Source organism: uncultured Sphingorhabdus sp., assembly GCF_937872355.1.
GTDB lineage: Bacteria > Pseudomonadota > Alphaproteobacteria > Sphingomonadales > Sphingomonadaceae > Sphingorhabdus_B.
Genome location: NZ_CALMSV010000138.1, coordinates 1 through 15,014, shown reverse-complemented (window position 1 = coordinate 15,014; position 15,014 = coordinate 1). Strand labels below are relative to the sequence as shown.

Annotated in this window: 15 protein-coding genes; 5 read left to right on the top strand and 10 right to left on the bottom strand. The window is 63.1% G+C overall.

The annotated features are described in order from the left end of the window. The first annotated feature begins 253 nt into the window (after window positions 1-253). From Q0239_RS08690 to Q0239_RS08675, 4 genes are all read left to right on the top strand, one after another. Window positions 254-1,540 carry a site-specific integrase gene (locus Q0239_RS08690; RefSeq protein ID WP_298601292.1) on the top strand — a complete coding sequence of 429 codons (1,287 nt, stop codon included), beginning with the start codon at window positions 254-256 and terminating at the stop codon, window positions 1,538-1,540. A gap of 113 nt (window positions 1,541-1,653) precedes the next feature. After that, complete coding sequence (locus Q0239_RS08685) at window positions 1,654-2,001, top strand: helix-turn-helix domain-containing protein (protein WP_298601288.1); 348 nt, start codon at window positions 1,654-1,656, stop codon at window positions 1,999-2,001. Continuing rightward, window positions 1,998-3,338 carry a type II toxin-antitoxin system HipA family toxin gene (locus tag Q0239_RS08680; protein ID WP_298601285.1) on the top strand — a complete coding sequence of 447 codons (1,341 nt, stop codon included), beginning with the start codon at window positions 1,998-2,000 and terminating at the stop codon, window positions 3,336-3,338. The genes Q0239_RS08685 and Q0239_RS08680 overlap by 4 nt, the downstream gene beginning before the upstream one ends. A 431-nt stretch (window positions 3,339-3,769) precedes the next feature. Next, on the top strand, window positions 3,770-4,978 hold the full coding sequence (locus Q0239_RS08675) for a patatin-like phospholipase family protein (RefSeq protein ID WP_298601282.1): 1,209 nt from the start codon (window positions 3,770-3,772) through the stop codon (window positions 4,976-4,978). A 105-nt stretch (window positions 4,979-5,083) separates the two neighbouring features. On the opposite strand, the gene Q0239_RS08670 is transcribed toward Q0239_RS08675, so the two are convergent. The 10 genes from Q0239_RS08670 to Q0239_RS08625 form a co-directional block, all read right to left on the bottom strand. Next, entirely contained in the window at window positions 5,084-5,746 is a 663-nt protein-coding gene (locus tag Q0239_RS08670) for a hypothetical protein (RefSeq protein ID WP_298601280.1), read from the bottom strand. A gap of 76 nt (window positions 5,747-5,822) precedes the next feature. Then, a complete protein-coding gene (locus Q0239_RS08665) occupies window positions 5,823-6,671 on the bottom strand; it encodes an ATP-dependent Clp protease proteolytic subunit (protein ID WP_298601277.1) in 849 nt (282 codons plus the stop codon). A 59-nt stretch (window positions 6,672-6,730) separates the two neighbouring features. Then, window positions 6,731-7,426: a VIT family protein gene (locus Q0239_RS08660; protein WP_298601274.1), complete on the bottom strand. Its 696-nt coding sequence runs from the start codon at window positions 7,424-7,426 to the stop codon at window positions 6,731-6,733. Window positions 7,427-7,520: 94 nt separating this feature from the next. Continuing rightward, window positions 7,521-7,742 carry a hypothetical protein gene (locus Q0239_RS08655; RefSeq protein WP_298601271.1) on the bottom strand — a complete coding sequence of 74 codons (222 nt, stop codon included), beginning with the start codon at window positions 7,740-7,742 and terminating at the stop codon, window positions 7,521-7,523. Then, window positions 7,739-8,926, bottom strand: a complete 1,188-nt coding sequence (locus tag Q0239_RS08650; RefSeq protein WP_298601269.1) for an acetate/propionate family kinase — start codon at window positions 8,924-8,926, stop codon at window positions 7,739-7,741. Before Q0239_RS08650 ends, Q0239_RS08655 begins: the two co-directional genes overlap by 4 nt. Further along, complete coding sequence (locus tag Q0239_RS08645) at window positions 8,923-10,317, bottom strand: bifunctional enoyl-CoA hydratase/phosphate acetyltransferase (protein ID WP_298601267.1); 1,395 nt, start codon at window positions 10,315-10,317, stop codon at window positions 8,923-8,925. The genes Q0239_RS08650 and Q0239_RS08645 overlap by 4 nt, the downstream gene beginning before the upstream one ends. Continuing rightward, complete coding sequence (locus tag Q0239_RS08640) at window positions 10,317-10,607, bottom strand: hypothetical protein (RefSeq protein WP_298601264.1); 291 nt, start codon at window positions 10,605-10,607, stop codon at window positions 10,317-10,319. Before Q0239_RS08640 ends, Q0239_RS08645 begins: the two co-directional genes overlap by 1 nt. A 46-nt stretch (window positions 10,608-10,653) precedes the next feature. Beyond that, window positions 10,654-11,430, bottom strand: a complete 777-nt coding sequence (gene fabI, locus Q0239_RS08635) for an enoyl-ACP reductase FabI (protein WP_298601262.1) — start codon at window positions 11,428-11,430, stop codon at window positions 10,654-10,656. 37 nt (window positions 11,431-11,467) lie between these two features. After that, window positions 11,468-13,336: an alpha/beta fold hydrolase gene (locus Q0239_RS08630; protein WP_298601259.1), complete on the bottom strand. Its 1,869-nt coding sequence runs from the start codon at window positions 13,334-13,336 to the stop codon at window positions 11,468-11,470. 4 nt (window positions 13,337-13,340) lie between these two features. Beyond that, on the bottom strand, window positions 13,341-13,937 hold the full coding sequence (locus Q0239_RS08625) for a TetR family transcriptional regulator (RefSeq protein ID WP_298601256.1): 597 nt from the start codon (window positions 13,935-13,937) through the stop codon (window positions 13,341-13,343). A 194-nt stretch (window positions 13,938-14,131) separates the two neighbouring features. Between Q0239_RS08625 and Q0239_RS08620 the strand changes: the two genes are divergently transcribed. Beyond that, window positions 14,132-15,014, top strand: an 883-nt coding sequence (locus Q0239_RS08620) for an HlyD family efflux transporter periplasmic adaptor subunit (RefSeq protein ID WP_298601253.1), incomplete at its 3' end; no start/stop codon positions are given.

The following is a 15,014-nucleotide window of genomic DNA, read 5'->3' as shown; positions in this document are numbered from 1 at the left end:
TGATTTTATTGGTGGAGCCGAGGGGAATCGAACCCCTGACCTCTGCAGTGCGATTTGCCTCAGGCATGTTTTTCGATATTTTGGTATGTTCCGCCATGTGTCAATCAAGCGTAGGAAATACATGCATAAATTGACATTTCATCGGCGTCTTGCGACAACCCCCGAACACGTCAAGCGATGCATTTCTGCGTGAACCCTGCGTGAACGGGTGAAAGTCAGAACTGCATGAAAAAGAGGTCAGGGGTGCCTCGTCATGCCCACTCTGAAGGCCAATCACCGGCAGATCCTTGCCGCCAAGCCGGTCGACGGGAAAAAGACGCGCTACCGGATCGAAGGCGTGCCGGGGCTCTGGCTCTACGTCAGCCCGAGCGGAGTTCGCACCTGGTACGCCCGCTACCAGATCGGGTCCGGCAAGACCCGGCGAGAGCGGTGGTACCGGATCGGCGACGCGACCTCGACGCCGCTCGCGACCGCCACAGAGAGGGCCAAATCCGTTGACGTCGAAGTGGACGTGAAAGAGCGAGACCCGCACGGCGGGCGCGAGTTCCGGGGCGCCGACGAGATGACCGTCGGCGATCTCTTCCACGAGTGGCACACGCGCTATGCCACCTTGAAGTTGGCGCGGGCACCAACGGACGAGATCACCTTCCGCTGCCACATCAAGCCGGAATTCGCCAAACGCAAAGTGCGAGAGTTGACGCGCCTCGATCTCGGCCGCTTCCGGGACGTGGTGGCCAAGAAGGCGACCCCGCTCACCTCCAACCGGGTCATGGTTCTCTTGAGCCGCATCTTCAACTGGGGGCTCGATGAAGGCATGCTCGAGTTCAACCCTGTCGCCCGGATGCGCAAGGCTGCCGCCCGCAAGCCGCGCGAGCGCGTTCTCACGCGCGTCAATATCAACGTTTTCTGGAATGCCCTGGACCACATGGAGACGATGACCGTCGAGCACATGGCGCGCGCAGAGAAGGGCCGCATTCTCTCGCCCTCGACTCGCTCCATCCTGCGTCTGCTGCTCCTGACCGGGCAGCGAAGGACCGAGGTCGTGGGCGCTCTCAAATCCGAGCTCGAGCTGCACGGGCCGGAGCCCGTCTGGACCATCCCCGGCGAGCGGACCAAGAATGGCCTTCTGCATCGCGTGCCGTTGTGTCCCAATGCCTGCGAGGAATTCGTCCGGGCAATCGTCGCCGCGCCGGCGAAAAGCCCTTACGTGTTCGCCTCTGCAGACAATCCGCGCGCACACCTCACGCCGCTGTCGATCACGAGAGCCATGGCGAGGCTGGTCAACGAGCTGAAGATCCCGACCGTGTCTCCACACGATCTCAGGCGCACTGTAGGTACAGAGATGGCTCGGCTCGGCATCGCGGTCCACGTCCGCTCGCTCGTGCTCAACCACAGCCCGCAGAGCCGCGGCATCACCGAAGCCGTCTACAACCGCTATGCCTATGACAAGGAGAAGCGCGAAGCCCTGGCCCTGTGGGAGGCCGAGTTGATGCGCCTGATCGGCAGCGCGGCGAGCGCACGCGCTGCCGCCCTTTCGTAGTCAATGTAAGCGATCGATTACATCTGTAGAATGTAAGCGAAAACTTTCATTGTTTGTTTGTAAGCGTTCGCATACAATGCCAGAAGGAAAGCGATCGCTTACAAGGAGTCGATGTGTTCATTCGCCGCCCGAGCGACATCGGTCTGCTGGTCAAGGCAGCCCGCAAAGCGAGGTCCATGAGCCAGGACGACCTTGCCCGGCGGCTCGGCGTCTCACGGCTCTGGATCAACGAGTTCGAGGGCGGCAAACCGACGGCCCGGCTCGATCTCGTGCTGCGTGCGCTTGCCGAACTCGATATCACCTTGACGGCACAGACGGATGGTCCGATCGACGGCGGCGATCTCGTCGAGACGCCGACCGACACCATCGATATCGACGATATCGCAGATACCGGCCTCTCTACTCCGAAGGCCCTCAGGGAGCCTCGCACGCCTGCGGTGACGAAACGGGGGCGCCGATGACGAAGACCCTCATGGTCCTCATCGACGGTGCGGAGATCGGCGAGGTCACCCAGGACAGCCGCGGTAAGTTCCACTTCACCTACGGCGATGCATACCGTAAGGCGCCTAGCGCCATCCCCTTGTCGGTCTCGATGCCGTTGTCCGTCGCCGAGCACGTGGACAAGGCCATCCGCCCCTTCATGTGGGGCTTGCTTCCGGACAACGACGACACCCTGACGAACTGGGGGAAGCGTTTCGGGGTCAGTCCGCGCAATCCCTTCGCCCTGCTCTCGGAAGTCGGTGAGGACTTGCAGGGCGCCATCCAGATGGTCTCGCCCGCGCACGCGGACGCACTCAGGAGGCGTGAAGGCATCACGCCTCTTTCCCGCGAGGTTCTCGCGGAGAGCTTTGCAGCTCTCGTTCGCGATCCCGGTGCGACTCAGTTCACCAAGGGCGGCGGACAGTTTTCTCTGGCTGGAGCGCAGCGGAAGAAAGCGCTATATCGGGTCAACGACAAATGGTACGAGCCGCGCGGACGGACGCCGTCGACCCATATTCTCAAGCCGCCGATCACGGGCCTCGAAGGACAGGTCGAGAACGAGATGTTCTGCCAGCGCCTCGCCCCGCGCTTGTCGCTGCCGGCACCACGAACGTGGGTCGAGGTTTTCGGCGACATCCCGGTCGTCGTCGTCGAGCGCTACGACCGCCGCCGTCTTGCCGGCAAGCGCGTCCTGCCAATCGATAGCCCTGGCGGAGAGGTCCATCGCGTCCACCAGGAGGATTGCTGTCAGGCTCTTATGGTCGATCCGCGCAACAAGTATCAGCGTGATGGCGGCCCCGGGATGCGTCAGGTCATGGAGCTGCTCTCGGGCTCTGGTCGGCCGAGCGAGGACCGGGACCGCTTCATGCGCGCGTGCGCGTACAATTTCGTGATCGCCGGCACCGACGCTCATGGCAAAAATTACGGTCTGCTGCTGGCGGCCGGCGGACGCTATCGCCTCGCCCCCTTGTACGATATCGCGAGCTGGCTTCCCTACTCGAAGAACAAGCGGGAGGACCGCCTCGCCATGAGCGTTGATCGCATGTATTTCTTTCAGGAGATCTTCCCCCGCCATTGGCAGGACGAAGCTCGCAAGTGCGGTTACAGCGCCGACCAGATGATGGCACACATCCGGGATATTCTCGCCCGGCTGCCCGACGAAGCCGCTTCACTCCTCGCGGCCTGCAAGTCCGAAGGTATGAGCGACAAGACGCTCGACGCTCTGACCGACCTGATGGCCCGCCGCGTGCGCGACCTGGCAGGAAAGTACGGCTCCGAGCCGATGACGCGAGAGCAGGACCGCCTGCCGGGTCTTTGAACACAGGTCGTTCCATGGACCTTGATACTCTGCCTACCCCGCAGCAGTGCAAAGTCGAGAACTTCGGCCCGCGGCTCCACCAAGACTTTGAGTAAGCATTTTTTCTATAAAATATGCCCTCGCCGAAGTGGCACCCCTCAATCTTCCCCACATTTCTCTTGCGATAGAGTGAGACGTCACGATGTCGCATGAGCCTGCAGATGGCGTGCGATCTCAGCCGGCCAAAACACAGCGCGCGACGCTCATGGCCGAATTTAGATCGAAGAGTTGGACCACCGACGCGCTCGCCCTGATCGCAATTCGCCGGCGATCCGCGCGGATCGGGCTCGAAACACGTCGCGCGTGGCATTCCGGCGGCATGCGCCGCTGCAAGCGCATGCTATACGAAACGGCTACCGCCTGATCCGATTGAGCGATGTGAATCCGGGGGAATGATGGGTTTGCATGCATTTCTCGGACAGGTGCGGTGTCTCGGCGGCGTACTGCTGGCCGCGACGCTCCTCACCGGTTGTGCCGTCGGCGTGGCGCGCAATGCGGTGCCGCTGGCACTCGTCGACAAGGCCGACGTTGCGGGCCTGGACGGCATACGCGGGTGGGGCGACGTCGCGCCGCGTGATGCCGCCGCGATCCCGCACGCGCGGCTGCCCGGAATGGGGCGTTTTGCAGTGGCGCCTACGCGCGAAAGTGGCCGCCCCATCGTCAACATGCTGGCGCTCTCAGGCGGCGGCGCTGATGGTGCGTTTGGTGCCGGCCTACTCGTTGGATGGTCCGACGCCGGCACGCGCCCGCGTTTCGAGGTTGTTACTGGCGTCAGCGCGGGCGCGCTCATCGCTCCTTTCGCCTTTCTGGGCCGGGAACATGACCGGCAGCTGCGTGAGATGTTCACGCTCTACGCGACGGAAGACCTGCTCCGAAAGCAGGTCGTGACCGGGCTGTTTGGTGGAACGGCGCTCGCCGACAGTGCACCGCTCGCCGAACTCATCGCCAAGTACGTCGACCAGCGCATGTTCAGGGCGATCGCGCGCGAGTACAGGCAGGGCCGGATGCTGTTGATCGGCACTACCAATCTCGATGCGCAGCGCCCGGTGATCTGGAATATGGGCGAGATCGCCGCGCGCGGCACGCCTGAGGCACTGGCATTGTTCCACAAGGTCGTCCTCGCATCAGCCTCGATCCCTGGCGTGTTCCCGCCGGTTCACATCGAGGTTGTAGCCGGCGGCCATCGTTTCGAAGAAATGCATGTCGATGGTGGTCCGACGCGCCAAGTCTTTCTGGTGCCGACCCAACTGCCACTGACCGACTTCGACCGCTTTTATGAAGCACCGCCGCTGCGGCGCATCTACGTCATCCGGAATGCCAAGCTCGGGCCGGCGTATGAACCCGCGAAGGCCACCACGATTGCAATTGGTGGACGTACGCTGAGCACGCTCATCTTGAACCAGAGCCAGGGCGATCTCGCCCGCATCTATCAGACCGCGTCGCGCGCGAACGCCGAATTCAACCTCGCCGGAATTCCGCCGGATTTCAACGAGCCCTCGAAAGAAGCATTCGACCGCGACTACATGCAGGCGCTTTTCCAGCGGGCCAGGGCGCTTGCGCGGAGCGGGTACCCTTGGCAAAAGGGCGCGCCGAAATTTTGATTGAGCGGACGCCACGCGCAATCGTCCATCACGCGGCACTATCGCACGATGGGCTGCTCCGCAGCAGGGACACTCGTGGACGAGACTGGTGGATAAAACACAATGTCAGGTTCGCAGATTTGGGTCGCCATCTGAAGCGTTTTCCATGGCGGCGAGTTTACTCCGTAGCACCTCCAGCTGTCGGTGATACTCCTCGGCGTTGCCATAGGCGACGAAGTCGGCATAGTGGGCGTGCGGAGCGATCAATCGCCGCGCGTGCTTGATGGGACACCAATACTGCTCGGTGCGTGCCGCGATCTCCCGCACGTAGGCGAACAGGCCGTTGGCATAGGAGCAATAGGCGCAATTCAGCTTCTCGAGCGCGTTGAGATAGGCGAGGTTCTGCCGATCGAAGACGATGTAGTCACGGCGCCGGACCTTGGAGATGCCGTAAACGGGAAAGCAAGTGGCCTGGTAGAGCGTCACGAACAGATCCAGGATGACGATTGGGACGATGACGGCATAGATGAATGGTGCCGTCACAACCACCATAAGCCGCGCGCCGCGGACGTAGTCGAGCAGCCTGATCTTAAGCTCGCGATGACGCTTGAGGATGTGCTCCTCAAAGACGACCCGATCCCGCTCGATACGCAGCCGCAGCTCGGCGCGTGCCCGCTCGAATGCCGCATCGAGCTCGGTTTCAAGGCTGCGCATGCGGGCGAGGATGGCCCTCACCTCGGAGTTTCCCGACGGCTCGGCAGAACCTTCTGGAGGGGTTGGTGCGCTCATGATCGATGGTCCTTGCTCATCCACATCCGCAGGAGGTCGACGAGCATGACGGCCGGCAGTGCGAGCAGCGCTGCGCTCATTGCGCGCTCGCTGGTCGAGGCGCTTCGGGGCTACGAGCAGGGTTTTGTGGCAGAAACTCGATCGCTGGTGCATGGCGGATTGGCTGAGGATAGAGGCGAATCAGATTTAGGATCGATGCCGGAATGCCGATCTTGACATTGAGGCCCATGAGCTTCGCTTCTTCGGCCGTCAGCGCATAGTCGTGTGTCCATTGACCGCCTGCGAGCTTGTCGACAAGGCTTGCTGCCTGCTCTGCTGGCATCCTATCGCCGATGAGCTCAACGGCGCCCGCCTTGACCTGGCGCAGAGCCTTTTCACCCATGTTGGCTAGCACCAGCGTCAAGTCACTGATCTCCGCAATTGGCTTCTCTTTCTTCACCTCCACAAGGCTCGCGGCTGGCAGACCGGAAATCTGCGGATCGATCGGGCCGAGCACCGAGAAATTATCCATGATGATCTCGTCGGCCGCCAGCGCAATCAGCGTGCCCCCCGACATCGCATAGACCGGCACATGCACGGTGACTCTTGACGGATGAGCCTTGACGGCGCGCGCGATCTGCATCGCGGCCAGCACCATCCCGCCTGGCGTATGCAGAATGAGGTCGATGGGCGTGCCGGCCGGAGTTTCCTGGATCGCTGGAATGATCTGCTGGGCATCCTCGAGATCGATCATGCGGCTCGTCCGAAAGCCCAACAGGTTCTGCGTCTCCTGACGATGGATCATCGTTATGACGCGCGACCCCCGCTCCTTTTCGATCGCTGCTATCTGATTGGCTCTCCTCGCCGCCAGCAGCCGTCCTTGAATAACCGGCTGAAGCGCAGAAGCGACGAATATGAGCGCAATGATAATGCTGAGCAATTCCATGGTTACACCGCCTACGGACTACATGCATATGTATTGTGATGACTGTGGCCGACCGTCAACTATACGGCGCGTCCAACCAGCGCGCCGATGATCGCGGTCGCTGCCATGGCGACCGCGCCCCAGAACGTAACGCGAAGCGTTGGCTTCAAGATGCTCGATCCACCGAGGCGCGCCCCAATGGCACCAAGTGCCGCAAGCCCGATCAAACAAGCGATTGATACGATCCACGTTAGCCCGCGCGTCGGCGCCAGCAATGCGACCACCAATGGGAATGCCGCACCTGCGGCAAACGTCGAGGCCGACGTAAACGCAGCCTGCACGGGACGTGCGGTCACATGCGGCGCCAGACCAAGCTCGTCACGAGCATGCGTTGAGAACGCATCTTTCGCCATCATCTGCTGTGCCACTTTTCGAGCCAGGTCAGCCTCGACGCCGCGATCGACGTAGATCTGCGCGAGCTCAGCCAACTCTGCCTCGGGTTGCTCCGCAAGCTCTCGCCTCTCGCGCGCAAGATCGGCATTTTCGGTATCGGCCTGAGAACTCACTGACACGTACTCGCCCGCAGCCATGGACATGGCGCCCGCCACCACTGCTGCTACTCCGGCTACCAAGACCTCGTTGCGTGACGGCGAGGCAGCCGCGACGCCAACGATCAGGCTGGCCGTAGAGATGAGGCCATCGTTGGCACCCAGGACAGCAGCACGGAGCCAGCCGACACGATCAATCAGATGGGTTTCGCGGTGAGGAGGCCGCATTTCGTATCCTTTGTCGCAGCGTTGCTGTCTAATGGTGCAGTTTCTGAAGGTCTGAGCGGGGCTCTCTCTTGAGTGAGATACGGCTCTCTTGAGGTCATCGTGCGCGACCGCCCAGCCACATCTGGATAACGCCGACAACGAGCAGGGCCGGCAGTGCGAGCAGCGCCACGATGGCCAGGGTCAGGGCCGCGCCGATCCAAAAGAAGACGAGGACGGCGAATACCAACCACGCCGCAAGAAAGACTACAGTGCCAACCAGCCAGGCGCGCCAGCCGGTGATGACTGTGGTCTTGCCATTGCGTGTGATGACGATCATGGGGTCACTCCTTCCGCGAGAGCCAGCCGACGCGTGGCACGCGCGATCACCAACTCCTCGTCAGTTGGGATGACCAGCACGTCGACCCGTGAGGTGGCGGCGCTGATGCGGGCTGCGCCCCGGCTGTTGGCCGCGGCATCGATGTCGACGCCCATCCAGCCGAAGTGCTCGCAGATGCGGCGCCGCATGAACGCCGAGTGCTCGCCGATGCCGGCCGTGAACACGAGCACGTCGAGTCCGCCGAGGATGGCAACGAGCCCACCGAGCTCGCGGGCGGCGCGGTAGACGAAAAGATCGAGCGCTTCGGCAGCAGGTGGATCATTGCTGTCCTCGAGGTCGCGGACGTCCGCGCTGATCCCGGACACGCCGAGCAACCCCGACTTGTTATAGAGCAGGTTGGCAACCTCGTTTGGTGTCATGCCCTTCTGCTGCAACAGGTGTAGGACCACCCCGGGATCAAGCGCGCCGGAGCGCGTGCCCATCATGAGACCGTCCAGCGCCGTGAACCCCATCGTGCTGGCCACGCTCCGCCGATTCCTCATCGCACACATGCTGGCGCCGTTGCCGAGATGGGCGACGATCACGCGGCCATCGGCGCGCGGGCCGGCATGCTCCGGCAGGACGCTGGCGATGTATTCGTAGGACAGACCGTGGAAGCCGTACCGGAGCACACCCTCGTCGGTCAGCTCGCGCGGCAGCGCGAACATCTGGGCGAGGCGCGGCTGCGTGCGGTGGAACTGGGTATCGAAGCATGCCACCTGCGGCAGCTGGCCCCAGGCCTTTGTAACGGCACGGATGGTCGCGAGGTTGTGTGGCTCGTGCAGCGGCGCGAGGCTCACCAATTGATCGAGCTCGGCCATGACGGCGTCATCGACGCGGACGGGATCATTGAACCTGGCGCCACCGTGGACAACGCGATGGCCGGCGGCCGTGATCGTCACGTCCGGCAGACGCGTTCGCAGCATGTCCAGCAACCAAGCCGTCAAATTGTCGTGTGTAGCGGGTTGCGGAAGCGCGGGGGCTTCGGTCAGCCGCACGGCTGTTGTCCCCTTCGGGGTGAAGCGCGGCGTCGATCCGATGCCATCGATCGCGCCGCGACAAAGAACCTCCAGGCGCTCGGTCTCGTAGAGCGCGAACTTGATGCTCGACGAGCCCGCATTGAGTATCAAGACGGCGCTGGTCATTGCGCACCTCGCGTCCTGTGATGGACAACGAGCTGCGCCAGCGCGCATGAAGCCTGCCGCGCCAGTGCGCCGTCTGCACGACTGGTCAGCATGATCGGCACGCGGCCGCCCATGACGATGCCAGCGGCGTCGGCGCCTGCGAGGTAGATCAGCTGCTTGGCGATCATATTGCCGGCTTCGAGATCTGGTGCGACCAGAATGTCGGCATCTCCTGCAACCGCGGAGACGATCCCTTTGGTCCTGGCCGCCTCCTTCGACACGGCGTTGTCGAACGCGAGCGGGCCATCGATCAGGCCACCGGTGATCTGTCCGCGTTCGGCCATCTTGCACAGAGCGGCAGCCTCCACAGTCGAGTTGATCTTGGGGTAGACGGTCTCGAGGGCCGAGAGGATCGCGACCTTCGGCTCGGCCATGCCGAGGGCGTGGGCGAGATCGATGGCGTTTTGCACGATGTCGCGCTTGGTCTCGAGATCAGGGTAGATGTTGATCGCAGCGTCCGTGATCAGGAGCGGCTTGGGGTAGTGCGGCACGTCAAGCGCAAAGACGTGGCTCATGCGTCGCTCGGTCCTGAGGCCCGTATCGGTCTTGACGACGGCGCCCATCAGCTCATCGGTGTGCAGCGCACCCTTCATCAGCGCCTCGACGCGGCCCTCGCGAGCCAATTCGACGGCACGCGCTGCAGCTGCATGGCTGTGCGGTGTATCGATGACCTCGATATCTTGCAGGCTGCGTTTAACAGCGTCAGCCGCCTTGCGAATCTTGGCTTGCGGGCCGACTAGAACGGGCACGATCAGCCGGTCGGCCGCCGCATCGAGTGCGCCGACGAGCGAGACCTCGTCGCACGGGTGCACGACCGCGGTTCGGATCGGCTGGCACTTATGCGCGGCCTCGATCAACTGGCGATAGCGGGCCCCGCGTTCATGCAGATGGACCTCGGGAAGAACAGCGCGTGGCCGGCGCACCTTCTGTGTCGGGGCGATCACCAGCGCCTCGCCCTTGATCACCGTCTCTCCGGCCTGGTTGGTGCACACGCAATCGAGCACGACCTGCTTCTTGTCGGGAATTTTCTCGCGCACCGTGACGCGGACGGTGACGGTGTCGCCGAGACCGACCGGGCGGCGAAAGCTGAGTGACTGGTCGAGATAGATGGTGCCTGGACCGGGCAGCTCGGTGCCGAGCACGGCCGAGATCAGAGCGCCGCCCCACATGCCGTGTGCGATGACCTTGTGGAAGAGATCGGACTTGGCGAACTCCTCGTCGACGTGGGCCGGATTGACGTCGCCAGACATTACCGCAAACAGCTCGATGTCCTGCTGCCGGAGCGTACGCGTGATCGCTGCTGTGTCGCCGACCTTCAGCTCGTCGAACGTCTTGTTCTCGATGTACTGCATCACGTCTGCCCTGCCTTGCGGCCGGTGTCCGCTCTGGCGGCGGCAGCCGCCTTCTCACCCTCGATCTCCTCGGCGATGACCTCGAGATCGCGGAAGGCGTCTCCCCCACTCAATTCGTCGGCCACATGGGCGATAGGCTTGTCGTTGATCGTGAGATCGCCTTCGCCCCATGGCATGGTGTCGATCTCGAGCTGGTCGTCTCCATCCGTTGCCGTGAAACGCTGTACGGTTGCGCCCTTGCCTGCTGGCAGCGAGAGGTCGGGTGTCCAATCCAGTTTCTTAGTGGTCATTGCAGGGTTCCTGTGCAAGCGACGTTGGAATCGATGAAGTCGAATCTCACGACATCACGTGATGGCCGGCATCGACGTAGGCGATGTTGCCAGTGACGTTGCGGGCCAAGGCACTGACGAGGCCGGCGGCGATAGCGCCGACGTCGTCGATCGACACGAGTTGCCGTGCCGGGGAGCGGACGCGGGCTTCGTCGATCAAATTATCGAAATGATCGATGCCGGAGGCTGCGCGTGTCTTAAGCGGACCTGGCGAGAGGGCGTTGACGCGGATGCCCTTGGGTCCAAGCTCGGCAGCGAGGTAGCGAACCGTTCCCTCCAGCGCGGCCTTGACCGGTCCCATGATGTTGTAGTGATCGACCACCTTCTCTGCGCCGTAGTAGCTGACCGTCAGAATGCAGCCGCCTTCGCGCATCAGCGGCTCGGCGAGGCGTGCCATGCGGATGAACGAATGAACCGAGACGTCCATGGCGCGCGAAAAACCGGAACGCGAGCAGTCGGTCACCCGGCCATGAAGGTCCTCCTTGGGGCAGTAGGCGATCGAATGCAGGAGGAAATCGAGGCGCCCCCACGTCTGCTGGATCTTTTCAAATGCGGCCTCGAGCTGCCCATCCTTTTCCACGTCGACAGGCAGCAGCAACCGGGCGTTCACGTTCTTCGCCACGGGTTCGACGAACGGTTTCGCCTTTTCGTTGAGATAGGTCAGCGCCAGGTCGGCGCCGGCGGCATGGAACGCGGTCGCGCAACCCGAGGCGATCGAGTGCGGATTGGCGACACCGGCGACCAAGCCGACCTTGCCGGACAGAAGCCTGCTCGGGATTGACATCAGAAATTCTCCTTTGAGCCTGCGCCCCGCCGCCGACTCAGCGTTGGAAGACATGGGTGCCGGGCGCATCGCCTAGGCAAGCGTAACCTTTCCCGGGCGCGCCCATTGATGGTGGCCGCGCACGTTTGGCCGACGAGCGTGCATCCAGCCAACCGCTCCATTCGATCCACCAAGATCCCATCTTCTGCGTGGCTGCCGCGCTCCACTCATCCGGATCAAGGCAGACGTCGTCAGCCTTTTTCAATGTCACGCGGAAGCGGCGATTGGGCCGGTCCGGCTCGCTGACGATACCGGCGTTGTGACCGCCGCTCGTCAGCACGAAGGTGACGTCGGTATCGCTCAGATAGTGGATCTTGTAGACGGACCGCCAGGGCGCGACGTGGTCGCGCTCGGTGCCGACGACGAACATTGGCGCACGGATGTTCTGAATGGCCGCCGAGCGACCGTCGACCATGAAACGGCCCGCAGCCAGCTCGTTGTCGAGATAGAGTCGCTGCAGATACTCGGAATGCATCTTGTAAGGCATGCGCGTCGAGTCCGCGTTCCACGCAATGAGATCGAACATCGGTGAGCGCTCGCCCATCAGATAGTCGTGGACGAGACGCGACCAGATCAGGTCGTTCGTGCGCAGGAGCTGAAAGCTGCCGCCCATCTGGTCACCCGTCAGATAGCCGCGGTTCCACATCATGCTTTCGAGGACGTGCAGCTGACTGTGATCGATGAACAGCGCGAGCTCGCCTGGCTCGGTGAAATCGGTCTGAGCGGCGAGAAGAGTCAGGGAGGCGAGACGCTGATCGTCTGCCCGGGCCATCGCGGCAGCGACAATCGACATCAGTGTGCCGCCGAGGCAGTAACCGGTGGCATGCACCTTCTGATCGGGCACGATGGCGTTGACGCAGTCGAGCGCCGCCATGACCCCTGAGCGCCGGTAGTCGTCCATCGTGAGATCGCGGTCATCGGCGGTCGGATTGCGCCACGAGATGCAAAACACGGTGTAGCCCTGGTTGACCAGGTAGCGCACCAGCGAGTTCCCCGGCGACAAGTCGAGGATGTAGTATTTCATGATCCACGCCGGCACGATGAGGATCGGCTCGGCATGCACGGTCTCGGTCGTCGGCTCGTACTGGATCAGCTGCATCAGGGGATTGCGGTAGACGGCTTTTCCCGGCGTGACCGCGACGTCGCCGGCGGCGGCGAAGCGCTCGGGGCCCACCCGCGCCTGACCGGTCGCCAGCCTGCCGACGTCCTCCAACCAATTCTGATAACCCTGGATGAAGTTCGCTCCGCCCGTCTTCAAGGTCCGTTCGATCACCTCTGGATTGGCGAACGGATTGTTCGACGGCGAGAACATGTCGAGCAGCTGGCGCGCGGTGAAGGAGACCACATCCTCGTGATGGGGCGCGACGCCCGGAACCTCACGTGTTGCGTTATGCCACCATTGCTGACCAAGCAGGAAGGCCTGCGCCCAGAAGCAGAAGGGTGGCTTTTGCCAGGCCTTGGCCGTGAACCGGCTGTCGCCGGGCAGCGGCTCGATGCAGGGCGGCGCATGCGTGCCCGTGCTCGCAGACAGAAGGTGGGCGCCGAACCGGCCCGCCTTTTCACTGCCCTTCCAGACAAGCTCCATACGCTTACCTGGCGCCACCGCGAGATGGATCGACCAGTCCATGAAGGCGAGCGCCAGCGCAGCCGGGGACAGGCCGCCCGTCGCCTGCGCAGTGAGCGCCTCGCGCATACGGTCGATGGAGCGGAACGCCTCGAGGCCCAGGCTTTCTTCCGGCTGCGGCGGAGGCTTGGGGGCCCGGGCGGTTGCCGGCTCGAGGCCCATTGGCCGCGATATCGCCGGCACGGCGGGCGCAGCTGGCCTTTTTCCAGGCTTTGTCACGACTGCTGTCTTGGCGGTGTCCATCTGCTTATCCTTTATTCATGCGGGGCTGCACGGTATCGCGCTCACCCTCGGCCAAAAGCGCAATTGCCTCTTCGAGGATGGCCTCGAGTGGACCACCCTCGCGTTCGGTCATCGGTTCGATCCGAAGCACGTTGCGGAGAATGTCGACGCCGACCAGCAAAGCTACGATCACGGACGTTCTCCGGTTGTCGGAATGCCCGAGCTTGGTGGCAAGCGGATCGATCACCTCCTTGCGGATGAAGTCGCGCAGAACCGGCGCGGCCGCCGGACTCATGAGCGATCGCACAATAACCTCGAACGGAGCGACCTCGTCGGATGTCCGTGGTCCTCGGTTGAACGCGCGCCTGGTCATTGCAGACGCGAGGTCGACCCGGTTGTCCTGCAGGAATCGGCGTGTCTGGAACAAGGACGTGATCGTCTCTGCGAACAGCCGCTCCTTCGAGCCGTAGCAGCGATGCACGTATGCGACATCGACGCCAACATCGGCGGCAATATCGCGCAGCCCCACCTCCTCGTATGAGGCCTTTGAGAACCGGAGGATGGCAGCTTGCAGGATCAGCTCCCGCGTCGATGCTTTTGGCTTGCTCGTCTTCTTGCGCATGGCTCCGTCACAAAGTTCGATGTTCCCATTCGCAACTTCTATGCTACGGCTGGTCAACAGTCGTTGACTTGGATCAAGGCTGTGATAGACGGTAGGGACTCCAAAGTCAACGGCCGTTGACTTAAATCAAGGCGCGGCGGGAAGGGGCCCCGTAGGAGCGCGCTAGAAGCCCAATTGCCGGAAAAGGACCTGTCATGGCCAAACCCTTCCAGTCCTCTCTCGAAAGCGCGCGGGCGTTTGCCAAGGGCAAGGAGCGCTGGCTGCTCGTCGCGCTGGCCGTGGCCCTGGCGGGCGGCGTGCTCGCCTGGCAGCGGCTCGCCAGCAGCGCGCTGCCCGCCGGTATCGCGAGCGGCAACGGCCGCATCGAAGCCGTCGATATCGACATCGCCACCAAGACGGCGGGACGCCTGAAGGAGATCCTCGTCGGCGAGGGCGAATTCGTTCGTGCCGGCCAGGTGCTGGCCAGTATGGATATTCTGGTGCTCGAGGCGCAGAAGAGGGAGGCCGAGGCGCAGCTGAAGCGGGCCGTGATCGGGGTTGAGAGCGCCAAGGCCCAGGTCGTGCAACGCAAGGCCGAGCATCAGGCCGCTGTCGCCGTCGTGGCGCAGCGCAAGGCGGAGCAAGCCGCCAATGTCAGCCGGTTCGCGCGATCGGATGAGCTTGCCTCGAAGCAGATCACGTCCCAGCAGGTGCTCGATGACAACCGCGCCAAGATGGAGAGCGGCAAGGCTGCGATCCTGGCCGCCGAGGCGCAGGTGGCGGCTGCACAAGCCGCCATCAGCGCCGCCGAGTCGGCAGTCATCAACGCCGAGGCCGCGATCGAGGCTGCGAAGGCCACCATCGAACGGTTGCAGGCCGACATCGACGACAGCACGCTGAAATCCCCACGCGACGGCCGCGTGCAGTATCGGGTCGCGCAGCCTGGCGAGGTGCTGGCCGCGGGGGGACGGGTGCTCAATCTCGTCGACCTCGGCGAGGTCCATATGACGTTCTTCCTGCCGACAGCTCAGGCCGGCAGGCTGGCGATCGGCAGCGAGGTCCGGTCGTGGATGTCGGCCAGGATGGCGACCCCGTCGG

Coding starts and splice junctions, on each gene's coding strand:
- Q0239_RS08690 (WP_298601292.1), top strand. CDS start 254: ATGCCCACTCTGAAGGCCAATCACCGGCAGATCCTTGCCGCCAAGCCG.
- fabI (WP_298601262.1), bottom strand. CDS start 11,430: ATGTCAATCCCGAGCAGGCTTCTGTCCGGCAAGGTCGGCTTGGTCGCC.
- Q0239_RS08655 (WP_298601271.1), bottom strand. CDS start 7,742: ATGATCGTCATCACACGCAATGGCAAGACCACAGTCATCACCGGCTGG.
- Q0239_RS08625 (WP_298601256.1), bottom strand. CDS start 13,937: ATGCGCAAGAAGACGAGCAAGCCAAAAGCATCGACGCGGGAGCTGATC.
- Q0239_RS08630 (WP_298601259.1), bottom strand. CDS start 13,336: ATGGACACCGCCAAGACAGCAGTCGTGACAAAGCCTGGAAAAAGGCCA.
- Q0239_RS08660 (WP_298601274.1), bottom strand. CDS start 7,426: ATGCGGCCTCCTCACCGCGAAACCCATCTGATTGATCGTGTCGGCTGG.
- Q0239_RS08665 (WP_298601277.1), bottom strand. CDS start 6,671: ATGGAATTGCTCAGCATTATCATTGCGCTCATATTCGTCGCTTCTGCG.
- Q0239_RS08640 (WP_298601264.1), bottom strand. CDS start 10,607: ATGACCACTAAGAAACTGGATTGGACACCCGACCTCTCGCTGCCAGCA.
- Q0239_RS08670 (WP_298601280.1), bottom strand. CDS start 5,746: ATGAGCGCACCAACCCCTCCAGAAGGTTCTGCCGAGCCGTCGGGAAAC.
- Q0239_RS08650 (WP_298601269.1), bottom strand. CDS start 8,926: ATGACCAGCGCCGTCTTGATACTCAATGCGGGCTCGTCGAGCATCAAG.
- Q0239_RS08680 (WP_298601285.1), top strand. CDS start 1,998: ATGACGAAGACCCTCATGGTCCTCATCGACGGTGCGGAGATCGGCGAG.
- Q0239_RS08645 (WP_298601267.1), bottom strand. CDS start 10,317: ATGCAGTACATCGAGAACAAGACGTTCGACGAGCTGAAGGTCGGCGAC.
- Q0239_RS08675 (WP_298601282.1), top strand. CDS start 3,770: ATGATGGGTTTGCATGCATTTCTCGGACAGGTGCGGTGTCTCGGCGGC.